Raw genomic sequence first — 24338 nt, 5'->3', positions numbered from 1 at the left:
CGCTCGACGACCGAAGCCTTTCCCGGACGAAACGCGTCACTCGACAAGGAACCCTCATGACACTCACAGCGGAACGCCCCGAGACGGCATCCGACGCACCGAAGCGGGATGCCGCGGGCCGGCGTCCCTGGCGGCACCGCCTGTCGCGCTTCGACCAGAACGCCTCGCCGTACTTCTACATCTCGCCGTTCTTCCTGCTCTTCGGGCTGGTCGGCCTCTTCCCCCTGCTCTACACGGTCTGGGTGGCCGTGCACGAGTGGGACCTGCTCAAAGGGCAGGGTGAGTTCATCGGCGCCGGCAACTTCGTCGAGATCCTCGGCGATCCGATGTTCTGGAACTCCATCGTCAACACGCTGAGCATCTTCCTGCTCTCGGCGATCCCGCAGCTCGCGGTCGCCCTCGTGATCGCCTACCTCCTCGACCGCGGTCTGCGCGCCCCGACGTTCTGGCGCATGAGCGTGCTGATCCCGTTCGTCGTGACGCCGGTGGCGGTCGCGATCATCTTCTCGAGCATCTTCAACGAGGCCGACGGCCTCGCCAACAACCTGCTCAACATCATCGGAATCGCCGACCAGGAGTGGAAGCACGACACCGCGCTGTCTCATCTCGCGATCGCGGTGATGGTGAACTTCCGCTGGACGGGTTACAACGCCCTGATCCTGCTCGCGGCCATGCAGGCCGTGCCGCGCGACCTCTACGAGTCCGCCGCCCTCGACGGCGCGGGGGCCGCCCGCCGATTCTTCTCGATCACGATCCCGACCATCCGTCCGACGCTGATCTTCGTGATCATCACGGCCACGATCGGCGGTCTGCAGATCTTCGCCGAGCCTCGTCTGTTCGACGTCTCGACGGCGGGCGGCATCGGCGGCAGCGACAGGCAGTTCCAGACGACGGTGCTGTTCCTGTGGGAGCTGGCGTTCTTCCGGCGCGACCTCGGCGAGGCATCCGCCGTCGCGATCCTGCTGTTCCTGCTCATCGTCGGCATCGGAGTGATCAACTTCCTCATCTCGCGGCGCATCTCCACCGGAGACGCACCGAAGGGCCGCGCCGCACGCCGGCGCGCCCGCACCGCCGCCGCAGCCGCCACCACGGCCGCTGCCGGCACGACGATCGCCACCACGACCGAGGAGAACGCGCGATGACCGCCACACAGGCGCTGAGCGTCCCCGAGAAGATCCGCCGGCGTCGAGGCGCCGTCGGCGGCAACGCCGGAATCGGCAGCCGCCCCGGCTTCCTCACCTACGGCCTGCTCGCCGCGTTCATCATCGGCAGCGTCTACCCGCTGTGGTGGTCGGTCGTCGTGGCGAGCGGCACCAATGCCACCCGCGGTGAGACGCTGCCGCTGATCCCCGGCGGGAACTTCTTCGCGAACGCCGCGAAGGTGTTCGATGCGATCCCGTTCTGGCTGGCGCTGGGCAACTCGTTCCTCATCTCGGGCATCATCACGATCTCGGTCGTGACGTTCTCCACCCTCGCCGGGTACGCGTTCGCGAAACTGCGGTTCAAGGGTCGCGACGGCCTGATGATCTTCGTGATCGCGACCATGGCGATCCCGACGCAGCTGGGCATCATCCCGTTGTTCATGCTGATGCGCGAGCTCGGATGGACCGGGTCGATCGGCGCGGTCATCGTTCCGACTCTGGTCACGGCGTTCGGCGTGTTCTTCATGCGGCAGTACCTCGTCGACGTGATCCCCGACGAGCTGATCGAGGCCGCGCGGATGGACGGCGCGAACCAGTTCCGCACCTTCCTGACCGTGGGCCTGCCCGCCGCGCGCCCCGCGATGGCGATCCTCGGGCTCTTCACCTTCATGACGGCGTGGACCGACTACCTGTGGCCCCTGATCGTGCTCTCCCCCCAGAATCCGACACTGCAGACGGCGCTCAGCCAGCTGCAGTCGGGCTACTACATCGACTACTCGATCGTGCTCGCCGGCGCGGTGCTCGCGACCCTTCCCCTGCTCGTCCTCTTCGTGGTGGCGGGTCGGCAGCTGGTCAGTGGCATCATGGCGGGCGCGGTGAAAGGATGACCTTCATGACCCGCGCCTTCCCCGAGAACTTCCTGTTCGGCGCCGCGACAGCGGCGTACCAGATCGAGGGGGCCGCTTTCGAAGACGGGCGCACAGCGTCGATCTGGGACGCCTTCAGCCGGGAGCCCGGAGCGGTGATCGGCGGGGACAACGGCGATGTGGCGTGCGATCACTACCACCGGTACCCGCAGGACGTCGCCCTGATGAAGGAGCTCGGCCTGCAGACCTACCGCTTCTCGACCTCGTGGTCGCGGGTGCGGCCTGACGGCGGCGCGGTCAACGCGAAGGGCGTCGACTTCTACGAGCGCCTGGTCGACGAGATGCTCGCCCACGACATCCTGCCCTGGCTAACTCTGTATCACTGGGACATGCCGCAGGCGCTGCAGGAGACCGGTGGATGGACCAACCGCGACACGGTCGGGCGCTTCCTCGAGTACGCGGGCACCATGCACGACGCGCTGGGTGACCGGGTGAACGTGTGGACCACGCTCAACGAGCCCTGGTGCTCGTCTTTCCTCTCCTACACGGGCGGCGAGCACGCCCCGGGGCACACGAGCGTCGCGGAGGGTCTGCTCTCGGCGCACCACCTCCTGCTCGCGCACGGAGAGACGGTGCGCGAGCTGAGGGGTCGCGATGAGAGCCTCAACCTCGGCATCACGCTGAACCACACGGTCGCGGACCCCGCCGATCCCGCCAACCCCGCAGACATCGACGCCGCGCGACGCGTCGACGGACAGTTCAACCGCTGGTTCCTCGACCCGATCTACCGCGGTGTGTACCCCGACGACATCATCAGGGACATCCGGGCGGTGGATGCGGATGCGGTCGCGCGCTTCACGGATGCCGTGCACGACGGCGACCTCGACGTGATCTCGCAGCGCATCGACACGCAGGGCGTCAACTACTACCACGGGGACTTCGTCTCGGGCGCGGCCCCGGCTCCGGATCGGGCGCCGGTCAGCGGTGGCCCGGCCACGGGTCGGCCCGGTCGCAGCCCGTATCCGTCGCACGAGGGGATCCACACGGTCGAGCGCGGTCTGCCGCGTACCGCGCAGGGCTGGGAGGTGCAGCCCGAGGGTCTCACGCGCGTGTTGCAGCGCGTGTGGACCGAATACGCCGAGCCCGCAGGGACCGTGCTCTACATGACGGAGAACGGCGCCGCCTATAACGACGTGGCCGTGGTCGAGGACGGCGAGACCCGCGTCCACGACGCCGACCGCACCGAGTTCCTGCGCCTGCACCTCGGCGCCGTGCTCGATGCGGCGGATGCCGGAGTCGACGTGCGGGGCTTCTTCTACTGGTCGATGCTCGACAACTTCGAATGGGCGTGGGGCTACGACAAGCGCTTCGGCATCGTGCGCGTCGACTACGACACCCAGGAGCGTTCTCTCAAGGACTCCGGCCGGGAGTACGCTCGCATCATCGCCGCACGCTCTCTCTGAGCGCGATCGCTGTCGAATCGCTCAGCGGGCCCGTCCCGCCCCGGTCACGGGTCGCAAGAGCGGTTCGCGGCGACGGTGGCGGGTCGAACCGGAGGGAGAGCTGTGTCATCTCGAGCGACCATCGAAGAGGTGGCGTCGGCCGCAGGCGTCTCGCGATCGACCGTGTCACGCGTCGTGAACGGCTCCACGGCCGTGAGTCCCGAGGCTCTCGTCGCCGTGCAGCGCGCCATCGAAGAGCTCAGCTACGTGCCCAATCGTGCGGCCCGCTCGCTCGCGTCGAGGCAGACCCATGCGATAGCGCTGATCGTTCCCGAAGACACCACGACGTTCTTCGGCGACCCGTTCTTCGCCGAGATCGTCGCGGGTATCACCAGCGCTCTCCGCCGCACCGACTATCTGCTCAACCTGCTCATCGCGAGCGATGACCCCGGCGACAAGATGACGAGCTTCGTGCGCAACGGCGGCGTCGACGGTGCGCTCATCGTGTCGCACCACACCAGCGACGCGTTCATCGATCGCGTCGCGGATGCGGTGCCGGTGGTCTGGGGCGGGCGACCCACGCGGTTCCGCGACGGCGACTACGTCGTCGACGTCGACAACGTCGAGGGCGCGCGCACCGCGACGGCTCACCTGATCGCGAGCGGCCGGCAGCGCATCGCGACGATCGGCGGCCCGGTGACGATGGTCTCGTCGATCGACCGCGTGCAGGGCTTCCGCAGTGCGCTGGCGGATGCGGGGCTCACGCCGTTCGCGGAAGAGGCCGGCGACTACAGCGAGGCGAGCGGCGCGGATGCCGCGCGGCGGATCCTCGCTGCCGGACGCCCCGACGCGATCTTCGTCGCGAGTGACCTCATGGCGCGCGGAGCGATCACGGCGCTGCGCGCGGCCGGCATCCGGGTCCCCGACGATATCGCGATCGTCGGATTCGATGACTCCTCCGTCGCGGTGAGCACCGACCCGCAACTCACCACCATGCGCCAGCCGATGTACGCACAGGGCGAGGCGATGGCGGGAGTGCTGCTCTCGCGCCTCGCCGGGCGCGACCCCGCGCACCAGACGATCCTGCCGACCGAGCTCATCGTCCGCGACTCGGCGTAGGCTGTTCGAACGCGGGTGCGAACCCCAATTCCCCTCAGCGGGGTCCGCACCGCGTCGATGCCCGGTCACCCGAAGACCGGGCCGAATGTCGTCGGGCTTCCCGGCCCCCGCTCGGCCTGAACGATCATTCAGCGTCTAATATATAGGTTTGGCTTCGAATGTTGAAGTCGTCCGATTTCCGGGGAAGAGGACGGTCGTGGCGCAATCCGACGAGCGCAACAGGCAGGTACGGGAGCGCGCGCGGGAGAACATCCTTCTCTCGGCGATCGAGCTCTTCGGCGAGAAGGGCGTCTCCGGCGCCAGCATCGCCGAGATCACCAGACGGGCGGGTGTCGCCCAGGGGCTCGCGAATTATCACTTCGGTGGCAAGGACCAGTTGGTCGGCGCCGTGATCGACAAGTGGTTCGAGGTGCTGTTCGCGATCCCGCAGTGGACGGGATCGCCCGACGACATGCTGGCGGGCATCATCGACGGAGTGCTCAGGGCCACCGGATTCGCGCTGCCTCTGCAGCGTGCGGTGCTCGCCATCCAGCAGCAGCCCGACACCCACCGACTCTTCGCCGAGTCCGAGCAGCGGTTCCGCGAGCAGGCCGCGGCTGCCGAGGACATCGTGCGCGGCATGTTCCGCGACCGCGGCGCCGTCGATCCCGCACTCGAGGAGGTCATGCTCCGCAGCACTCTCGAGGGCATCGTGATCAAGTACGCCGTGTACGGCGACTCGTTCCCCCTCGAGGACGCGCGTCGATGGATGTACCGCCTCTACGAGCTCCGCGAGCCGGAAGAGCCGTTGCCACTGGACCTCGCACCGCGGGACGACGAGCTCAGGTTGCGAGCGATCCGCGCGGTGCGCCCGGTCCGCTGAGCCGGACCGCGGAACCGATCGGCCGCTCGCGCGGTCATTCCAGCTGCATTCGCGCGAACGCGCCGAGAACCACCCGCTCGGACTGCACCAGGTAGCGTTCGAGCTCTTCCGCCCCGGCCCGCGCGCCGCGCGTGAGGAAGGTGTCGAGCACGGCGCGGTTCTTGCGCACGAACGGCTCGTGGAGCGAGCGGGGATCGTCGATCTTCAGGAACGCGAGTCTCAGCTCGGCTGCGAGGTCGCGGTAGGTGCGGGCGAGGCGCGGGCTGTCGGCGAGCGAGACCAGGGCGACGTGGAAGGCCATGTTGGCGCTGCCGACCGCGCGCCACGTCTCGGCGTCGTCGAGGATCGCATCCTGGGCGGCCGCCTCCGCGGCGAGCACCGCCTCCTGCATCCCGTGAACAGCCGGGTGCTCGGGCTCGGAGTGCAGCAGGGCGGTGCACTCGATGATCCGCCGTGCGCGATAGATGTCGATCACATCGGCGATCGAGGGCGACGCGACCGAGACTCCCCGGTGCGGCACGTGCTCGAGCAGCCCCTGCTCGGACAGGGCGCGGAACGCCTCGCGCAGGGTGTTGCGGGCGACGCCGAAGTGCTCGGCGAGCGCGGACTCCGACAGCCGCGAGCCGGGGGCGAAGGCGCCGTCGATGATCTGCTGGCGGAGCGCGTCGGCGAGCATGCCCTGCTGGTTCATGCCTTCATCGTAGGCGGGGCGTGAGCGGATCATTCATGGCGTCGGCGTCGCCTATATACGAACGCAACCCTTTCGTAGCACGTACGAAACAAAGTTGTTGAACAATACGTCTCAATCCGTTCTACACTGGGTGTCACTCGAGACCCACCAACGACGATGGGAAATCCCCCGCAATGTCAGAGAACACCACAGCCTCGCTGTCCTCAGAAGACGAAACCCGCCTCGCCACCGCCAAGAGGCGCGCGGGTCGCAGCGCCGTGATCGGGGCGATCTTCCTGATGGCCACCAGTGCCATCGGCCCCGGCTTCATCACGCAGACCGCCACGTTCACGGCGACGATGGGGGCGGCTTTCGCCTTCGCGATCCTCGTCTCGATCCTCGTCGACATCGCCGTGCAGCTGAACATCTGGCGCATGATCACGTCCTCCGGCAAGCGCGCGGGTGAACTCGCCAACAGCGCCATCCCGTTCTCGGGCCACCTGATCGCCGTGCTCGTCGTGATCGGCGGTCTGGCCTTCAACATCGGCAACATCGCCGGTGGCGGACTGGGCTTGAACGCCCTGCTCGGCATCGACCCCAAGCTCGGAGGAGCGCTCACCGCCGCGCTCGCGATCATCATCTTCCTGGTCAAGAAGGCCGGACCGGTGATGGACATCGTGCTGGTGGTCCTCGGCATCGGCATGATCGGGATGACGATCATGGTCGCCGTGATCGCCCAGCCGCCGATCGGCGAAGCACTGCGACAGACGTTCGTGCCCGACGAGCTCAACTTCGCCACCATCACCACGATCGTCGGCGGAACAGTCGGCGGATACATCACCTACTCCGGCGCCCACCGCTATCTCGACTCGGGTCACACGGGCCCCGAGCAGGCCGGCCCCGTGATGCGCGCCGCCGCGAACGGCATCCTCGTCACCGGCGTCATGCGCTACGTGCTGTTCCTCGCGATCCTCGGTGTCGTCGCCTCGGGCGTCTCGCTCGATCTGTCGGGCCAGGCCGCGAACCCCGCGGGTCAGGCGTTCGGCGCCGTGCTCGGTGACGCGGGGCTGCGCATCTTTGGTGCGATCTTCTGGGCCGCGGCCATCAGCTCGGTGATCGGTGCGGCATACACGTCGGCGACCTTCCTCTCGACCTTCACCAAGAAGCTCCGGGGCGGCTGGCCGCTGCAGCTGGCGACCGTGGCCTTCATCGTCGTCTCGCTCATCGTGTACCTGTCGATCGGCACGGCGCCCGCCGCGATCCTGGTGTTCGTCGGCGGCTTCAACGGGCTGATCCTCCCGATCGGCCTCACGGTCTTCATGTACATCGGATGGTTCCGCCGCGACCTGCTCGGCTCGAAGAAGTACCCGATGTGGCTTCTCATCGCCGGTACGCTCGTGACGCTGCTGACCTGGTACATGGGCATCGTCTCGGTCGGCCCCATCTTCGCCTTCCTCGGAATCGGAGCGTGACCCCATGGCATCCATCGATCTGAACTCCGACCTGGGAGAGAACGTCCCCGACCGGGTGGTCAGCGACGACGAGAGCATGCTCGGCCTCGTCACCAGCGCGAACGTGGCGTGCGGCTTCCACGCGGGCAGCCCCGAGGGCATCCGCGAGACCCTCGCCGGCGCCGTGGCCCGCGGCGTCGTGATCGGGGCGCACCCCGGTTACCGCGACTACGAGAACTTCGGCCGCACGAAGGTCGACATCGACTCGGCCACCCTGCAGGCGCACGTCGAGTATCAGCTCGGAGCCCTGATGGGTCTCGCGTCCGCGGCCGGCGGAGACGTCGCCTACGTCAAGCCGCACGGCGCGCTGTACAACACGATCGCGCGCGACGAGCGGCAGGCGAGGGCCGTCGTCGCGGCCATCCGCGCGATCGACCCCGACCTCGTGCTGTTGGGGCTCGCGGGCGGCGTCGTGCTCGACGTCGCCGAGCGCGAGGGCCTGCAAACAGCGGCCGAGGCCTTCGCGGATCGGGCGTATCAGCCCGACGGCCAGCTGGTCTCTCGCACCGAGGCGGGGTCGGTGCTGCACGATCCGGCCGCGGTCGCCGAGCGCATGGTGCGGCTCGCCGGCGAGGGAGTGATCCGGGCGATCGACGGCACCGACGTGCCCGTCAGCGCGCAGTCGATCTGCGTGCACGGCGACAGCCCCGGGTCGGTCGCGATGGCGGCGGAGACCAGACGGATGCTGCAGGACGCGGGTATCACGATCGCCCCGTTCGCCGGGAGCGCGAGATGAGCGTCCTCGCCACCGCCGAGCAGCTCGCCGACGCCCGTGCTGCCCGTGCCGCGATCCGCTCAGGGCACGCCGAGCCGACCAGCGGCATCGCGACCGGACTCACGCAGGCGAATCTCATCTCGGTGCCGGCCGACTGGGCATTCGAGACGCTGCTCTTCGCGCAGCGGAATCCGAAGCCGTGCCCCGTGCTCGAGGTCATCGAGCAGGGACGGGTGGAGTCGCGGCTCGCGCCCGGGAGTGACATCAGGACGGACATCGGCCGCTACCGCATCTGGCGAGACGGCGAACTGGTCGAGGAGGTCGCCGATGCGACGGCGGCCTGGTCGGAGCATCCCGGCCTCGTCTCGTTCCTCATCGGATGCAGCTTCACGTTCGAGACGGGGCTCGTCGAAGCGGGCATCCCGATCCGCCATCAGGAGCTCGGCCGCAACGTGCCGATGTACCGCACCGCGGTGCCGTGTGCGCCGGCGGGCCGTCTGAGCGGAGAGATGGTCGTGTCGATGCGGCCGATCCCTGCCGGCCGCGTGGCCGATGCAGTGCAGATCTCGGGTCGCACCCCCGCAGTGCACGGTGCTCCCGTTCATGTCGGCGACCCGGCTTCCCTCGGCATCGCCGACCTCATGCGCCCCGACTTCGGCGACGCCCCCGAGGTGCGCGAGGGCGAAGTGCCGGTCTTCTGGGCGTGCGGCGTCACCCCGCAGGCCGCGATCATGGCCTCGAAGCCGCCGTTCGCGATCACGCACGCCCCGGGATACATGTTCATCACCGACGTGCCGGATGCGGAGTACCTCGTCTGATGCGCATCCTCACGGCATCCGATCACGCCCTGCTCGTCGAGGCCGCCGACCTCGACGAGGCGATGCGGCTGAACCTCGCGTGGGATGGCGTGCCGGGTGTCGTCGAGCGCATCCCCGGTGCGCGCACCGTGCTCGTGCGCTTCGATCCGCTGGTCGTGTCGGCCGCCGACCTCGCCGATGTGCTCGCCACGACCGAGGTCGACACCGCTCACCTGCCGGCCACCGGCGAGGTCACGGTGCCGGTGCGCTACGACGGTGCCGATCTCGATGAGGCGGCATCGCTGCTCGGCGTGACGGCCGAAGAGCTCGTGAAGCGGCATCTCGCCGCCGACTGGAAGGTCGCGTTCTCGGGCTTCGCCCCCGGTTTCGGTTACGTCGTGAGCAGCGATCCGCTGTTCGACGTGCCCCGCCGCTCGTCGCCGCGCACGCGGGTTCCCGCGGGATCCGTGGCGCTGGCCGGACAGTTCACCGGGGTCTACCCGCGCGAGAGCCCGGGCGGCTGGCAGCTCATCGGACGCACCGACGCCGTGATGTGGGACATCGATCGTGATCCGCCGGCGCTGCTCTCGCCCGGCACGACCGTGCGATTCGAGCAGGTGCGGGCGCAGGCGCGGGCGCACGCGGAGGCCTCGGCGGGGGAGATCGGAGGCGATCAGGCCGCTGAGGGGCGTGTCTCCGAGGAACAGGCCGGTGCCGCATCGACCGATCCCGGCGTAGCCCCGTCCCGCGCGGTCGAGGTCGTCCGGACCTCGCTGCAGCTGCTGGTGCAGGATGCCGGGCGTGCGGGCTTCGCGGCGCTCGGCGTCTCGGCATCCGGTGTCGCCGACCGCCGTGCGATGCGCGAGGCGAACAGGGCCGTGGGCAACGCACCGGGTGCCGCGGTGCTCGAGAGCGTCGGCGGCGCGGTGCTGCGGTTCCACGGATCAGGTGTGGCCGCGATCACGGGAGCGGCGGGTGCGGTGACCCTGACCGGCGCCGAGGGCGGCACCCGCTCCGTCCGGCACGGTGAGCCGTTCGCCACGGTCGACGGCGACGAACTGACCCTCGGACACCCCGAGCGCGGCCTGCGCTACGTCATCGCAGTGCGCGGAGGTCTCGACGCGGCATCGGCGCTGGGCAGCCGCGCGGCCGACACTCTCGCAGGACTCGGGCCCGACCCGGTCGCGGCAGGATCCGTGATCCCGATCGGCGATGCCGGCGTGCACGTCGTCGAACCCGATCCCGTGCACCGTCTTCTTCCGGCGCCGGGAGAACTCGTCGAGCTCGAGATCACTCTCGGGCCGCGCGACGACTGGTTCGCACCGGCGGCGCTCGCGACCCTCACGGAGCAGGAGTGGACGGTCACACCGCGCTCCGATCGGGTCGGCATCCGGCTCGAGGGCGCCGTGCCCCTGGAACGATCGCGCGGCGGGGAGCTGCCCAGCGAGGGCGCCGTCACCGGAGCGATCCAGGTGCCGCCCGACGGACAGCCCGTGCTGTTCCTGCCCGATCACCCGCTCACCGGCGGATACCCGATCATCGGTGCCCTCACCGACCGCAGCCTCGACCTCGCCGGTCAGCTGCCGCCCGGCGTGCGCATCCGCTTCATCGTCAAGGAGACCTCATGACCAAGGTGCTGATCGCCAACCGCGGAGAGATCGCCGTGCGCGTGATCCGCGCCTGCGCCGAGGCCGGATACACATCGATCGCGGTCTACGCCGATCAGGATGCCGACGCGATGCACGTGCGGCTCGCCGATGAGGCGCTGGGGCTGGGCGGTGACACCGCGGCGACCACATACCTGTCGGTCGAGGCTCTGCTCGAGGCGGCGCGGCGCAGCGGTGCGGACGCCGTGCACCCCGGTTACGGATTCCTGTCGGAGAGTGCGGACTTCGCGCGATCCGTCGAAGAGGCGGGTCTGATCTGGATCGGCCCCTCGCCCGAGAGCATCGATGCGCTCGGCGACAAGATGACCGCCCGTCGCATCGCGCAGCGCGTCGGCGCCCCGTTGGCGGCCGGCACCGACCAGTCTCTCGCGGGTCCGGCCGAGGCCGTGGCGTTCGCCGAGGAGCACGGCCTGCCGATCGCCATCAAGGCGGCCTTCGGCGGCGGCGGCCGGGGTCTCAAGGTCGTCCGGGCGCTCTCGGAGGTGGCGGATGCCTTCGACGCGGCGACCCGCGAGGCGATCGCCGCCTTCGGACGCGGGGAGTGCTTCGTCGAGCGCTTCCTCGAGAGTCCGCGTCACATCGAGGTGCAGGTGCTCGGTGACGGGCACGGCGGCGTCGTCGTGGTGGGCGACAGGGACTGCTCGATGCAGCGCCGCAACCAGAAGCTCATCGAAGAGGCACCGGCCCCCGGACTGTCGGCCGAGCAGCGCGCGCGATTCCACGAGGCGGCCCGGGCGATCTGCGCCGAGGTGCAGTACCGAGGCGCGGGCACCGTGGAGTTCCTCCTCGCCGCCGACGGCACGATCTCCTTCCTCGAGGTGAACACCCGCCTTCAGGTCGAGCATCCCGTCACGGAGCAGGTGACGGGAACCGACCTCGTGCGCGAGCAGTTCCGCATCGCGTTCGGCGAGGGCATCTCGTTCACCGAGACCCCCGTGCCGACAGGTCACTCCTTCGAGTTCCGCATCAACGCGGAAGACCCCGGTCGCGGATTCCTCCCCAGCCCCGGCCGAGTCGCGTCGCTGCGCATCCCCGGCGGGCCCGGCGTGCGCTGGGACAGCGGGATCGAGGCGGGCGACGTCGTTCAGCCGGCCTTCGACTCGATGATCGCGAAGCTCGTCGTGCACGCCGACAGTCGCGACGCCGCGCTCGTGCGGGCGCGTCGCGCGCTGCGCGAACTGGTCGTCGAGGGTCCGGCCACCGTCATCCCGTTCGACCTCCTCGCGCTCGACGACGAGGCCTTCGCCACCGACACGTTCGCGGTGCACACGCAGTGGATCGAGAGCACGCTGCTGCCCCGACTCGAACCGCAGCTGCGACCGGCGCCGGCACCGGATGCCGCGCTCCAGCGCTTCCCCGTCGAGATCGACGGGCGTCGAGTCGTGCTCGGACTCCCGCTGGGCCTGCTGTCCGGGCTCGGCGGACTCGCGGATGGCGGAACCGCGGCCGCGGCATCCGACCCGACGGAGCTGCGCGCGCCGGCACCGGGCACGCTCGTGCGATGGCTCGCCGACGACGGAGCGAGCGTCGCGGAGGGCGACCCGGTCGCCGTGCTCGACGCCATGAAGATGGAGACCACGGTCGCCGCGCACCGAGCCGGCATCCTGTCGCACCGGGCGCAGCTCTCGGCGGCGATCGCTCCGGATGCGGTCCTCGCCGTCATCGCCTGAGAGCGATCGCGCCCTGACTCAGAGATCCCGGATGCCGCAGCTGCAGCATCCGGGATCGTCGTGTTCACGGGGTGAGCGTGATCACGCGGGGTCGCCGCCCAGCGGACCCACGGCCTCGAGGGGCTTCGGGTCGTCGGCGCCGGTCTTGCGCGCGCGGGCGATCGCATTGCCCACGTGGTAGATCAGCAGGGCCGCGACCGTGCCGAGCACGATGCCGCCGAACGAGAAGTCGCCGAGCTGCATCGAGAAGCCGGCGATGCCGATCACGAGCGAGACGGCGGCGGTGTACTGGTTGACCGGCCGGGAGAAGTCGACCTTGCTGTCGACCCAGATCTTGATGCCGATGATGCCGATCAGGCCGTAGAGCGCGGTGGTCGCGCCACCCAGCACACCGGCGGGGATCGAGTTGAAGACCTCGCCGATCTTGGGAGAGAAAGCGAGCAGGATCGCGAACAGGCCGGCGACCCAGTAGACGGCGGTGGAGTACACGCGGGTGGCGGCCATGACGCCGATGTTCTCGCCGTAGGTCGTGGTGCCCGATCCGCCGAACCCGCCGGCGATGGTCGTGGCGACGCCGTCGGCGATGAGCGCGCGACCCGTGTGCCGGTTGATCGAGGCGTCCTCGGTCATCGTCGCGACGCCGCGCACGTGCCCGACGTTCTCGGCGACCAGCACCAGGACGACGGGCAGGAACATCGCGATGGTCGACCAGGTGCCGGGCTCGACGAAGTCGGGGAGCTGGAACTCGGGCAGGCCCACCCAGGGGGCGTCCGCGATGAGCTCGGCAGGCGTCTTGCCGCCGCGCAGCGCGTTGGGCACGTCGAACGACCCGGTGAAGGCGGCATAGATGAAGCCGACCGCGACGCCGAGGAAGATCGAGATGCGGCCGAGGAAGCCACGGAACAGCACCGCGAACACGATGATCGCGACGAGCGTGATCGTCGCGGTGACGGGGTCGAGCTGGAAGTTGTTCCAGGCGGTGGGGGCGAGGTTGAAGCCGATCAGGGCGACGATGGCGCCCGCGACCACGGGGGGCATGAGGGCGTCGACCCAGCGCAGGCCGGCGAACTGCACGACCAGGCCCACGACGGCGAGCAGGATTCCGACGGCGACGACTCCCGCGAGGGCCGACCCGGTGCCGCCCGCTGCCACGGCGGCGGTGATCGGCGCGATGAACGCGAACGACGAGCCGAGGTAGCTGGGCAGCTGGTTCTTGGTGATCAGCAGGAAGATCAGGGTGCCGAGCCCGCTGAACAGCAGGGTGGTCGAGACGGGGAAGCCCGTCAGCGTCGGAACCAGGAACGTGGCGCCGAACATCGCGACGACGTGCTGTGCGCCGATCGCGATCGTGGCGGGCCAGTTCAGGCGCTCTTCGGGAGTGACGACGGCGCCGGGCTCGACCGTGCGTCCGTTTCCGTGGGTCTTCCACAGGGGCATGCGGGCTCCTCAGGATCGGGGGAGTGGGAGTGCTTCCGCAACACTACCGATTCCTGAGTGTTCCCTGGGTGCGCGGGGCTCGGCTCAGCGCGCGTAGCGAAGGAGATCTCGCGCTCCGAAGGACCGCATCCGCAGATCAGTCCTTCGCAGGAAGAGATCTCCTTCACAGCGTGCGGAGGAACGGGAAGGGAGGGGAGGGGAGGGAGGGAAGGGGAAGGGGGGAGGGTTGGTGTGGGGAGGAAGGCGCGTCAGGCCCCGAGGCGCTCGATCAGCTCGCGGTAGCGGTCGGCCGTGCGCTCGACGATGTCCTCCGGCAACGCGGGCGGCTCGCCCTGCTTGTCCCAGTTCGCGGCGAGCCAGTCGCGCACGATCTGCTTGTCGAAGCTGGCCATCCGCTCGCTCGGCGTGGTTCCGGTGCGCCAGGCCTCGGCATCCCAATAGCGCGAGGAGTCGCTGGTGAGCACCTCGTCGGCCAGGCGCAGCACGCCCTCGGCATCCGTGCCGAACTCGAACTTGGTGTCGGCGAGGATCAGGCCCTTCTCCTCGGCGATCGCGGCGGCCCGCGTGTAGAGCGACAGGGAGACGTCGCGCAGCTCGGCCGCACGATCGGCGCCGACGAGCTCGACGGTCTGCTCGAAGGTGATGTTCTCGTCGTGCTCGCCCATCGGCGCCTTGTAGGCGGGGGTGAACAGCGGCTCAGGCAGGCGGTCGCCGTTCTGCAGGTCGGCGGGCAGCGGGATGCCGCACACGGTGCCGCTCTCGGTGTATTCGGCCCAGCCGGAGCCGGTGATGTAGCCGCGCACGACGCACTCGACGGGCAGCATCTCGAGCGACTGCGCGAGCATGGCCCGGTCGGCGACGCTCGCCGGGATGTCGCCCTCGGCGAGGTGGTTCGGAACATCGCCGAGCTGTGCGAACCACCAGCGGCTCAGACGAGTGAGCAGCGCACCCTTCTCGGGGATGCCGGGAGACAGCACCGAGTCGAACGCGCTCACGCGATCGGAGGCGACCACGAGGATGCGGGTGTCGGCGGCGTCCTCCGAGGCATAGAGGTCGCGGACCTTGCCCGAGTAGATGTGTCGCCAGCCGGGGATGGTCTGCGCCGTGTCGTCCGAAGGTGTGCTCACCCGCCCATTATCCCGGTAGACGGCACAGCGTCGTGTCAAGGGCTGGCGCGATCCGGCCGTGACGGCGACGCTCGAATCGGAGAAGCGGAGGAATCATGACCACAGACCTGTCGACAGGCGACCTGGTGAGCTGGAACACATCCCAGGGGCGCACCCACGGCACCGTGGAGGAGAAGAAGACGAAGGACTTCCGGTTCGCAGGCCAGAGCTTCACCGCCTCGGACGACGAACCGGCCTACATCGTGAAGTCGGAGAAGAGCGGCGAGAAGGCCGCGCACAAGGGATCGGCGCTGCGCAAGCTGAGCAGCTGAGCGGACACACGCCCCTGCCGAGTGTCGGCGGGGATGCCTACTCTGGGTCCGTGACCGACGACACCTTCACCGAGCGCCTACGACTCTCGCGGCCCGACGCCTCGGACCTCGACGACGTCTTCGCCATCCAGCGCGACCCGCGGGTGTGGACGCACTACCCGAGCCTGCGCCACACCGATCCCGCGCAGACGGTCGAGATGATGCAGCGCTGGCAGCGCAGCTGGGATCAGGCCGGTCTCGGATCCTGGGTCGTCCGCCTGCGCGACAGCGACGAGGTCGTCGGCAACGGCGGGTGCACCCTGCTCGGCGGCGCGGTGTGGAACGTGGGCTATCGCATCGCAGCCGATCATCACGGCCAGGGGTTGGCGACCGAACTGGCGCAGGCGGGAATCGACGCGGCGAGGGCGATCGCTCCCGCGCGTCCCGTCGTCGCCTACCTCGTCGAGCACAACCGTGCGTCGGCGCATGTGGCCGAGAAGCTCGGCCTGCGACTCGTGCACCGAGCTCCGGATGCGGGCAACCCCGACCCCGGGGTCATGCGGCTCGTGTATGCGGATAGACCGCTGACGACCGGGGAGCTCGCCGCCACGCTGGGCTAGACGAGAGGGCGCGGCATCCGCCTTGTCGTCGTCACCGAACGAGCGTATAGTCCACATGGACTATTTGAGGTGGATCCCGTGTCGAAGGACTCCGCGGAGCGGTTGACCCCGATGGGGGTGATGGTGCTCGCGCTGCTGCGCGAGGGCGACATGCACCCCTACGAGATGGTGCGCCTGATGCGCGCACGCCGTGACGAGCGACTGCTCACGGTCACGAACGGCACGCTCTATCACACGGTCGGTCGGCTCCAGCGGTCCGCGCTCATCGCCGAGGTCGGCATCGACCGAGAGGGCAACCGGCCCGAGCGCACCACCTACACGCTGACGGATTCCGGGCAGGACGCTCTGGTCGTGTGGCTCCGTCGTGAGCTGTCGGTCGCAGACCGCCCGACGGAGTTCCGCATCGCCCTCGCCGAAGCCCACAACCTCGAGCGCCCCGACGTGATCGACTGCCTCCGGACGAGACGCGTCGCGCTCGCCGGCGGCCACGCGCTGCACGGCGACGGGCTCGCTGAGGCGCGGCGCCACGGCGTCCCGGAGCAGGTGCTCGTCGAGTTCGAGCGCCAGGAGGTGCTGCTCGACGCCGAGCTGCGCTGGCTCGACTCGCTTCTCGCCCGTCTCGAGGCCGAGGAGTTCCCCTGGGGACCCACGGCGTTCGAGAACACCGACCGCTATCTCGCTCAGCGAAAGGCCGCACAGCAATGACCGATTCCTCCTCGACGGGCCGCCCGTCCGCGGCACCGTCGTCCTCGGGTCCCTCGACCGGAACGTTCGCCGTCGGGCACCGCCCCGCGAGCCCCTGGCCGGCCCTCTGGGCGCTGGTCATCGGCTTCTTCATGATCCTCGTCGACACGACGATCGTCTCGGTCGCGAACCCCGCGATCAAGGCCGCGCTCGACCCGACGACCAACAACCTCGACAACGTGGTGTGGGTCACGAGCGCCTACCTTCTCGCCTATGCGGTGCCGCTGCTCATCACGGGCCGCCTGGGCGATCGCTTCGGTCCGAAGAACATCTACCTGATCGGGCTCGCGATCTTCACACTCGCCTCACTGTGGTGCGGACTGTCCGACTCGCTCGGCATGCTGATCGCCGCCCGCGCGGTGCAGGGACTCGGCGCTGCCTTCATGACGCCGCAGACCATGGCCGTGATCACCCGCACCTTCCCGCCCGAGCGTCGCGGCGCGGCCATGGGCCTCTGGGGTGCGACCGCCGGCGTGGCCACCCTGGTGGGCCCGCTGGTGGGCGGACTGCTCGTCGACGGGTTCGGCTGGGAATGGATCTTCTTCGTGAACATCCCCGTGGGCATCGTCGCGTTCGTGCTGGCATGGCGCCTGGTGCCGAAGCTGCAGACGAGTCCGCACCGCTTCGACATCCTCGGCGTGATCCTGAGCGCCGTCGCGCTGTTCCTCATCGTCTTAGGACTGCAGGAGGGCGAGAAGTTCGACTGGGGCGTCATCTGGGGCCCCATCTCGGTGTGGAGCCTGATCATCGTGGGTCTCGTCGTGCTCGCGCTGTTCATCGTGCAGCAGGCGCGCACCCGCAGCGAGGCCCTGGTGCCTCTCGCGCTGTTCCGCGACCGCAACTTCTCGGGGGCCAACATCGCGATCGCCGCGGTCGGCTTCACCGTGACGAGCATGTCGCTGCCGATGATGTTCTTCCTGCAGACGGCACGCGGGCTCACCCCGACCGAAGCGGCACTGCTGCTCATCCCGATGGCCGTGCTGTCTGGTGTGCTCGCGCCGTTCGCCGGCAAGCTGCTCGACCGCGTCGATCCGCGCATCATCCTCATCCCGGGCCTGCTCTGCGTGGTCGTCGCCCTGATCTGGTACTCGGCGCTCATCAACATGGACACCCCGATCTGGATGTTCCTGCTGCCTTCGGCGCTCATGGGCGTCGGCAACGCGGGCATGTGGGGGCCGCTCGCGACGACGGCGACCCGCAAGCTGCCGCCGCGTCAGGCCGGCGCCGGAGCGGGCATCTACAACACCACCCGCACCATGGGGTCCGTCATCGGCTCGGCATCCATCGCCACGTTCATGCAGTCACGCCTCGAGGCGAACCTTCCCGGTCTCGCCGACGCCCCGGCGGGCATCAGCGGCGGATCGCTCCCCCCGCAGGTCGCGGAGGGGTTCGCGGCCGGCATGTCGCAGGCGATCCTGCTGCCCGCGTGCGTCATGGTGGTCGCGCTCGTCGCCTCGCTCTTCCTCGGACGCTATGACAGGGCGGATGCCGAGGCATCCGCGACGGCGGAGGCTCCCGCGCCCGCGGCCTGACCCGCCTCCGGCGGCGAGCCGGGTCTTCTGCACGATCGTGCGGAGGACCCGGCTCTTCACCTTTGCCGGTGTCCCGTGCCGAACTCGACGTGCTCGATGCATGACGCTGGCTACCGTCGCTCCGTGCCGACGGTCATGCGCATTCGCGGGTATCGCAGAGTGTCGGCGCAGTGTGGTTCAAGTGCGTTGACCTCCGTCGAAACCAGAGCCCATGTGCGTGGCTCAGATCAGTCGCCGGAGGATCTCGTCGACGTCGGCCATTTTGTAGCGGTCGCGGAGGTCGTCGAGGATCGCCGCGGGGGTCACGTCGTGCCGTGACGCGATCGCCTGGAGCGCTTTCACTCCTGCTTTGGGGTGGGCGGCGACGGTGTTTGCTGCGAACTCGACCAGGCTGACGGTTTCAATGTCCGCATCGAGCAGCACGGGGGATGTACGGAATCCAGCGCGTCTGTCGTCGGTGACGATCGCGTCAGCCTTCCCGATGATCGCGGCGTGGGCGACGTGACCGTCGTCCGGGTCGTTCACGTCGTACGGGTACTCACGGTCCTTCGGCGCCGTGACGGTTGAGCCGGGAAACGCCTTGCCCATCTGATCGAAAAGGTGCTCGCGGTAACGATCGCTTTCCTCTTCTTCGATGCCACGCTTCGTGTCGAGCCGTTCGAGAACGTAATCGAGCTCGAACAAGATGCCGGACCCCCAGACCGGTGCGTAGGCACGCTCAGCGGCAAGCTGCAGCAGAAAATCGCGCTGGAGACTCGGGACGAGGGCGCAGGTATCGAGGACAGCCTTGTACACCCGATGAGTGTGACATGCGCATCGGGTGTACTCGGATCATCGGGCCTTGCGAGCCTCGTCGAGGAGCGCGTCGACGTCCTCGAGATCCACGTCGCCATAGCGTGCGGAGCTCCCTGCGATGAAGGCGTTTCGACGACTCTGAATCTCGTCCCGGTAGGCCAGTACGTCGGAGAGGTACAGCTTGCGGCGCACAGTCCCAGGTACGTGAGCGGGAATCTCCCCTGATTCGATCAGCTGCACAACTGTGGGTCGGCTGATCCCGAGAATCTCACCGGCCTGTTGGGTGGTGATCTCCCGATCTCTGGCGGACAGGCTCACGGACTGACCCCGGTTGAGAGCTTCGACAGCTTGTTTCAGCACGTCGTACAGCTGCTCATTGAGTTCGACGCGGTCGTGCTCACCAGTTCCACTAAGGAAGAAACCGGCGGCCGGTGCTACGCCACGCTTCGCTTCGTGCGCCTCCATGAAGCTCAGGACCGTCGCGATGCTATCCGCCTGCTCGGGCTCTGGGGAGACGGTCACGTCTTGTGCTCGCGCGGCGCTCATGGCTTCATCCGTTTCTCGGTTTGTCTATAGCGTTTGCGATGAACTGATCTGTACAGCTTAGATGGGAAACAAAAGAAACGAAAGAAACGAACGATAGGAATCTGACGTAGATCCCGACACTGATCGGGTTCGGGGAGGGCATCCACTGGAACCGGCTCGACGAGGATGTCTCGGTCGCAGGACTCCTGCAGCTCCGCTGAGCGGTTTGCGGAGCGCGCTCCGGCTGTGATCTCATCGGGCGATGACGATCGAGCTCACGAGGCCCACCACCGACCTGTTCGATTCCTGGGCGGTAGCCGTCGCCGAATTCGGCGAGAGTCACATCGACGGGTCCGGTCTGCAGGCACCTGTCACTCCGGATCGCGCGACGCTCGAGGCCCTGGTCGAGAAGTCGACGCTGCTCGCCGACACCACGGCTGAACTGCCCGACGACGCCGTGCACAACGACCTGTACTGGGTCGTCGACGACGGCGAGGTCGTGGGGTTCCTCTCCTTCAGGCACGAGCTGAACGACTACCTGCGCGACGTGGGCGGTCATATCGGCTACGCCGTGAGGGAATCTCGTCGACGTCAGGGCTATGCGTCCGCGGCGCTGCGGCTCGGGCTCGAGCGTGCACGCGAGATCGGCCTCGACCGCGTGCTGGTCACGTGTGACGACGACAACGTCGGATCCTTCCGCACGATCGAGAGTGCCGGAGGGGTGCTGCAGGACGTCAGCGACCAGTCGGCGCGGGGGCACGCGATGCTCCGGCGGTACTGGATCACGCTCTAGTCACGAGGTCGCCGACGGCCCTCGGATCACGGCGACACGCCGTCGCCGGTTAGGGTGGATGGTCGACGACCATCCCGGTGGCAGCATCCTGTCGCCCATCCGATCCGAGGAGCCCCCGTCGTGATCCCACATTCCTCTCCCGCTTTCGCGCGCCTGCGCGCGCTCGGTCGCACCGCCGGGGCGATGGCGCTCACGGCGTTCATCGCGGCCGGTGCGCTGCTCGGCGGGGCATCCGCTGCCGCGGCCGCCGACGAGTCCGAGACCTACGTCATCGGCACCGACACCACGTTCGCGCCGTTCGAGTTCACGTCTCCCGAGGGCGACCTCGTGGGCATCGACATGGACCTGCTCCGTGCGATCGCCGCAGACCAGGGCTTCGAGGTGGAGATCCGCCAGCTCGGCTTCGATGCGGCGCTGCAGGCGCTGCAGTCGAACCAGGTGGATGCCGTCATGGCCGGCATGTCGATCACCGACGAGCGTCAGCAGATCTTCGACTTCAGCGACCCGTACTTCACCAGCGGCATCCAGCTGGGCGTGCTCGACGAGAGCGACATCGAGTCGCTCGAAGACCTCGACGGCAAGACCGTGGCGGTCAAGACCGGCACGCAGGGGCAGACCTTCGCGGAGGAGAACCAGGACGAGTACGGCTTCCGCGTCACTCCCTACTCCGACACGACCGACATGGTCGATGCGGTGAAGGCCGGACAGGCGGTCGGCTACTTCGAGGACTTCCCGGTGCTCGCCTACGGCATCCAGCAGGGCTCGGGGTTCCGCCTCGTCGGCGATCCCGAGCTCGGCGGCGAATACGGCTTCGCGGTCAACAAGGGGCAGAATCCCGAGCTGATCGAGAAGTTCAACGCGGGCCTCGCGAACCTGCAGGAATCCGGTGAGTACGACGAGATCGTCGACACCTACCTCGCGGGCGGTGAGGAGACGACCCAGGCGACCGACATCATCTCGGTCGCGGTGAAGTACTGGCCGGCACTCATGCAGGGCCTGTGGCTGACGATCCTCGCGACGCTCGTCGCCCTGGTCGCCGCGTTCGTCCTGGGCATCGTGTTCGGCTTCGGGCGGATCTCGAAGTTCCTCCCGTTCCGCTGGCTCGCGACCGCGTACGTGTTCGTCTTCCGCGGCACGCCGATCCTGGTGCAGGCGTTCTTCGTGTTCTTCGCCATTCCTCAGCTGATCCCCGAGATCACGTTCAACCCGTTCGTCGCGGGAGCCATCACGCTCTCGCTCAACACGGGTGCGTACATGACCGAGATCATCCGCGGCGGCATCCAGGCCGTCGACCCCGGTCAGGCCGAGGCATCGCGTTCGCTCGGCCTGGGGCACTGGAAGACGATGCAGAAGGTCGTGCTGCCGCAGGCGTTCCGCATCATGATCCCCTCGTTCGTGAACCAGGGCATCATCACCCTCAAGGACACGTCGCTGATCAGCGTCATCGGCCTCGCCGAGCTGACCTTCGTGTCGCGTCAGATCATCGCCTCGACGTATCTGTCGGCGCAGGTGCTGACGATCGTCGCCATCATCTACTTCGTCGTGATCACGCTTCTCACGCTGCTCGCGAACCGCCTGGAGAGGACGTTCACCGCATGAGCAAGATCGAGGTCAAGGACCTGCACAAGTCGTTCGGCGACAACCACGTACTCAAGGGCATCGACCTGACGGTCGCGGACCGCGAGGTCGTCGCCGTCATCGGGCCGTCGGGCTCGGGCAAGTCGACTCTGCTGCGGTGCCTCAACAAGCTCGAGGAGCCGACGTCGGGTCACGTCATCGTCGACGGCGTCGACCTGACGGACAAGAGCGTCAAGCTCGACGAGGTGCGTCAGCGCATCGGCATGGTCTTCCAGCACTTCAACCTGTTCCCGCACATGACCGTGCTCGAGAACATCACGCTCGCTCCGGTCGAGCTCGGCAAGCTGTCGAAGGCCGAGGCGAAGCAGCGCGCACTGGCTCTGCTCGACCGTGTCGGGCTGGCCGAGAAGGCGGACGCGAAGCCGGCATCGCTGTCGGGCGGTCAGAAGCAGCGCGTCGCGATCGCGCGCGCCCTCGCGATGGACCCCGAGATCATGCTCTTCGACGAGGCCACCAGCGCCCTCGATCCGGAGATGGTCGGCGAGGTGCTGCAGGTCATCCGCGACCTGGCGTCGGGCGGCATGACGATGGTGCTCGTGACGCACGAGATGGGATTCGCCCGCGAGGTCTCGGGGCGCACGGTGTTCATGGACGGCGGCGTCGTGGTCGAAGAGGCCCCGCCCGCCGAGCTGTTCGGCGCGCCCAAGAACGAGCGCCTGAAGGACTTCCTCTCTAAGGTGCTCTGAGCTCCGACATCCGCTTCGAGTAACGCAAATGGTCCCATTCCGACGAGAAATGGGACCATTTGCGTTACTCGAACGGGTTACTCCGCGACGCGGGCCGCGATGTCGGAGCGGAAGTGCGAGCCCTCGAGACCGATGCGCCCGATCGCCTCGTACGCACGGTCGCGCGCGGTGCGGAAGTCGGATGCCACGGCCACGACGTTGAGCACGCGGCCGCCGGTGGCGATCAGCGAGCCACCCGGGGCGTCCGGGCTCGCGGTCGCGGCGTGCACGAGTCGCACACCCTCGACGGCTGCGGCATCGGCCAGGCCCTCGATCGGTCGGCCGGTCTGCGGAGCCTCGGGGTACCCCTCGCTCGCGAGGACGACGGTGATCGCGACGTCGTCGCTGAACTCGGGCTCGGGCTGGTCTTCGAGGGTGCCGGATGCCGCGGCGGCCAGCAGCTCCGACAGCGGGGTCATGAGGCGAGGCAGCACGATCTGCGTCTCGGGGTCGCCGAAGCGGGCGTTGAATTCGATCACGCGCACTCCCGCCGGCGTGAGGATGAGCCCGGCATACAGCAGACCGATGAACGGGGTGCCCTCGCTGTCGAGCTGACGGATCACCGGCAGGGCGACGTCGCGCGTGACCTCCTCGACGAAGGCCCGCTCGCTGCCGAACTGCTCGGCGAGCCAGGGGAGGGGCGAATAGGCGCCCATGCCGCCGGTGTTGGGGCCCTCGTCGCCGTCGAGCGCGCGCTTGAAGTCCTGCGCCGGGCTGAGGGCGCGTACCGTGTCGCCGTCGCTGAGGAAGAACAGCGAGACCTCGGGGCCCGAGAGGAACTCCTCGATCAGCACCGGACCCGACGGGAGGTAGTGCTCTGCGTGCGCGAGGGCCTCGGCGCGGTCGGACGTCACGACGACGCCCTTGCCTGCCGCGAGCCCGTCGGCCTTCACCACGTGTGGCGCACCGAGATCGTCGAAGGCGGCCTCGACCTCGGCGATCGTGGTGGCGCGCACCGCGCGACCGGTGGGCACGCCCGCGGCATCCATGATCCGCTTGGCGAAGGACTTCGACCCCTCGAGTTGGGCGGCGGCCTTGCCCGGGCCGAACACGGGGATGCCGTGTGCGCGCAGCACATCGGCGACGCCGGCGACGAGCGGTGCCTCGGGGCCGACGACCACGAGATCGACGGCGTGCTCGTTCGCGAACGAGGTCACCGCTGCTCCGTCGAGCATGTCGAGGGTGACCGGCGTCGCGTCCTGCGCGATTCCGGCGTTGCCGGGGGCGACGAAGATCTCGTGCTCCGCCGTCTCTGCTCGCAGGGCGAGGATGATCGCGTGCTCACGGGCACCGGAACCGAGGACGAGAATCTTCACCCGTCCAGACTACCGACGCGGGTCGCCGGGTTTCGTGCCCGGTGCGGATGCGATGCGTTTCGTCTCCGTCGACTTCGTCGTCGTCGCTCAACGACCGGGGGTGCGGCGTCTCGGTCGTTGAAGAGTGCCGGGTGGGGGTGCGGATGCGTTTCGTCTCCGTCGACTTCGTCGTCGTCGCTCAACGACCGGGGGTGCGGCGTCTCGGTCGTTGAAGAGTGCACGGTGCGGATGCGGATGCGTTTCGTCTCCGTCGACTTCGTCGTCGTCGCTCAACGATCGGGGGTGCGGCGTCTCGGTCGTTGAGCGAGCACGGCGGAGCCGAGCGAGACGAAACG

Annotated in this window: 24 protein-coding genes; 18 read left to right on the top strand and 6 right to left on the bottom strand. The window is 68.6% G+C overall.

The features are described 5' to 3' along the window. The first annotated feature begins 56 nt into the window (after positions 1-56). The 5 genes from RWO82_RS09875 to RWO82_RS09855 all read left to right on the top strand — a co-directional run bounded on the left by RWO82_RS09875 (position 57) and on the right by RWO82_RS09855 (position 5431). Positions 57-1142 carry a sugar ABC transporter permease gene (locus RWO82_RS09875; RefSeq protein ID WP_314426290.1) on the top strand — a complete coding sequence of 362 codons (1086 nt, stop codon included), beginning with the start codon at positions 57-59 and terminating at the stop codon, positions 1140-1142. Continuing rightward, positions 1139-2029: a carbohydrate ABC transporter permease gene (locus RWO82_RS09870; RefSeq protein WP_314426287.1), complete on the top strand. Its 891-nt coding sequence runs from the start codon at positions 1139-1141 to the stop codon at positions 2027-2029. The genes RWO82_RS09875 and RWO82_RS09870 overlap by 4 nt, the downstream gene beginning before the upstream one ends. A gap of 5 nt (positions 2030-2034) precedes the next feature. Next, positions 2035-3471 (top strand): family 1 glycosylhydrolase, encoded by a 1437-nt coding sequence (locus RWO82_RS09865; protein ID WP_314426285.1) that lies wholly within the window; start codon positions 2035-2037, stop codon positions 3469-3471. Positions 3472-3573: 102 nt separating this feature from the next. Next, positions 3574-4569 (top strand): LacI family DNA-binding transcriptional regulator, encoded by a 996-nt coding sequence (locus RWO82_RS09860; RefSeq protein ID WP_314426282.1) that lies wholly within the window; start codon positions 3574-3576, stop codon positions 4567-4569. Between the two features lie 196 nt (positions 4570-4765). Beyond that, entirely contained in the window at positions 4766-5431 is a 666-nt protein-coding gene (locus RWO82_RS09855; protein ID WP_314426280.1) for a TetR family transcriptional regulator, read from the top strand. A 34-nt stretch (positions 5432-5465) separates the two neighbouring features. On the opposite strand, the gene RWO82_RS09850 is transcribed toward RWO82_RS09855, so the two are convergent. Beyond that, positions 5466-6122 (bottom strand): GntR family transcriptional regulator, encoded by a 657-nt coding sequence (locus RWO82_RS09850; protein ID WP_314426276.1) that lies wholly within the window; start codon positions 6120-6122, stop codon positions 5466-5468. Between the two features lie 173 nt (positions 6123-6295). Here RWO82_RS09850 and RWO82_RS09845 point away from each other — a divergent pair, with 173 nt between their 5' ends. The 5 genes from RWO82_RS09845 to RWO82_RS09825 are packed head-to-tail and all read left to right on the top strand — an operon-like array spanning position 6296 to position 12461. Next, entirely contained in the window at positions 6296-7573 is a 1278-nt protein-coding gene (locus RWO82_RS09845) for an NRAMP family divalent metal transporter (RefSeq protein ID WP_314426274.1), read from the top strand. Between the two features lie 4 nt (positions 7574-7577). Then, positions 7578-8348: a 5-oxoprolinase subunit PxpA gene (locus RWO82_RS09840; protein ID WP_314426272.1), complete on the top strand. Its 771-nt coding sequence runs from the start codon at positions 7578-7580 to the stop codon at positions 8346-8348. Beyond that, positions 8345-9145: a putative hydro-lyase gene (locus tag RWO82_RS09835; protein WP_314426270.1), complete on the top strand. Its 801-nt coding sequence runs from the start codon at positions 8345-8347 to the stop codon at positions 9143-9145. The genes RWO82_RS09840 and RWO82_RS09835 overlap by 4 nt, the downstream gene beginning before the upstream one ends. Further along, positions 9145-10752 carry an urea amidolyase family protein gene (locus tag RWO82_RS09830; protein ID WP_314426267.1) on the top strand — a complete coding sequence of 536 codons (1608 nt, stop codon included), beginning with the start codon at positions 9145-9147 and terminating at the stop codon, positions 10750-10752. Before RWO82_RS09835 ends, RWO82_RS09830 begins: the two co-directional genes overlap by 1 nt. Further along, entirely contained in the window at positions 10749-12461 is a 1713-nt protein-coding gene (locus tag RWO82_RS09825) for a biotin carboxylase N-terminal domain-containing protein (protein WP_314426264.1), read from the top strand. The genes RWO82_RS09830 and RWO82_RS09825 overlap by 4 nt, the downstream gene beginning before the upstream one ends. Before the next feature lie 81 nt (positions 12462-12542). Here RWO82_RS09825 and RWO82_RS09820 read toward each other — a convergent pair whose 3' ends face one another. Together RWO82_RS09820 and RWO82_RS09815 are read right to left on the bottom strand one after the other, a co-directional pair. Beyond that, entirely contained in the window at positions 12543-13898 is a 1356-nt protein-coding gene (locus RWO82_RS09820; protein ID WP_314426261.1) for a solute carrier family 23 protein, read from the bottom strand. Between the two features lie 248 nt (positions 13899-14146). Beyond that, on the bottom strand, positions 14147-15025 hold the full coding sequence (locus RWO82_RS09815; RefSeq protein WP_314426258.1) for a phosphoribosylaminoimidazolesuccinocarboxamide synthase: 879 nt from the start codon (positions 15023-15025) through the stop codon (positions 14147-14149). A 95-nt stretch (positions 15026-15120) separates the two neighbouring features. Here RWO82_RS09815 and RWO82_RS09810 point away from each other — a divergent pair, with 95 nt between their 5' ends. The 4 genes from RWO82_RS09810 to RWO82_RS09795 all read left to right on the top strand — a co-directional run bounded on the left by RWO82_RS09810 (position 15121) and on the right by RWO82_RS09795 (position 18211). Continuing rightward, positions 15121-15336, top strand: a complete 216-nt coding sequence (locus RWO82_RS09810; RefSeq protein WP_314426256.1) for a DUF2945 domain-containing protein — start codon at positions 15121-15123, stop codon at positions 15334-15336. A 50-nt stretch (positions 15337-15386) separates the two neighbouring features. Beyond that, on the top strand, positions 15387-15935 hold the full coding sequence (locus RWO82_RS09805; RefSeq protein WP_314426253.1) for a GNAT family N-acetyltransferase: 549 nt from the start codon (positions 15387-15389) through the stop codon (positions 15933-15935). 78 nt (positions 15936-16013) lie between these two features. Beyond that, entirely contained in the window at positions 16014-16640 is a 627-nt protein-coding gene (locus RWO82_RS09800; RefSeq protein WP_314426250.1) for a PadR family transcriptional regulator, read from the top strand. After that, positions 16637-18211 (top strand): DHA2 family efflux MFS transporter permease subunit, encoded by a 1575-nt coding sequence (locus RWO82_RS09795; protein WP_314426248.1) that lies wholly within the window; start codon positions 16637-16639, stop codon positions 18209-18211. Before RWO82_RS09800 ends, RWO82_RS09795 begins: the two co-directional genes overlap by 4 nt. A gap of 222 nt (positions 18212-18433) precedes the next feature. Here the strand turns inward: RWO82_RS09795 and RWO82_RS09790 are convergent, their stop codons facing one another. Both RWO82_RS09790 and RWO82_RS09785 read right to left on the bottom strand, forming a co-directional pair. Further along, positions 18434-19006 carry a PIN domain-containing protein gene (locus RWO82_RS09790; protein WP_314426245.1) on the bottom strand — a complete coding sequence of 191 codons (573 nt, stop codon included), beginning with the start codon at positions 19004-19006 and terminating at the stop codon, positions 18434-18436. 36 nt (positions 19007-19042) lie between these two features. Beyond that, entirely contained in the window at positions 19043-19552 is a 510-nt protein-coding gene (locus tag RWO82_RS09785) for an excisionase family DNA-binding protein (protein ID WP_314426242.1), read from the bottom strand. A 110-nt stretch (positions 19553-19662) separates the two neighbouring features. On the opposite strand from RWO82_RS09785, the gene RWO82_RS15565 reads away from it, so the two are divergent. From RWO82_RS15565 to RWO82_RS09770, 4 genes are all read left to right on the top strand, one after another. After that, positions 19663-19752, top strand: a complete 90-nt coding sequence (locus RWO82_RS15565; protein WP_399540747.1) for a DUF2442 domain-containing protein — start codon at positions 19663-19665, stop codon at positions 19750-19752. A gap of 41 nt (positions 19753-19793) precedes the next feature. After that, entirely contained in the window at positions 19794-20324 is a 531-nt protein-coding gene (locus RWO82_RS09780; protein ID WP_314426240.1) for a GNAT family N-acetyltransferase, read from the top strand. 183 nt (positions 20325-20507) lie between these two features. After that, positions 20508-21923, top strand: a complete 1416-nt coding sequence (locus RWO82_RS09775; protein WP_399540746.1) for an amino acid ABC transporter substrate-binding protein/permease — start codon at positions 20508-20510, stop codon at positions 21921-21923. Further along, positions 21920-22648, top strand: coding sequence for an amino acid ABC transporter ATP-binding protein (locus tag RWO82_RS09770; protein WP_314426236.1), 729 nt, complete (start codon positions 21920-21922; stop codon positions 22646-22648). The genes RWO82_RS09775 and RWO82_RS09770 overlap by 4 nt, the downstream gene beginning before the upstream one ends. 77 nt (positions 22649-22725) lie before the next feature. Here RWO82_RS09770 and purD read toward each other — a convergent pair whose 3' ends face one another. After that, entirely contained in the window at positions 22726-24003 is a 1278-nt protein-coding gene (gene purD, locus RWO82_RS09765) for a phosphoribosylamine--glycine ligase (RefSeq protein WP_314426232.1), read from the bottom strand. Positions 24004-24338 lie beyond the last annotated feature (335 nt).

The organism is uncultured Microbacterium sp. (genome assembly GCF_963521645.1).
In the GTDB taxonomy this organism is placed as follows: Bacteria; Actinomycetota; Actinomycetes; order Actinomycetales; family Microbacteriaceae; genus Microbacterium.
This window is presented reverse-complemented; position numbering and strand designations above follow the sequence as displayed.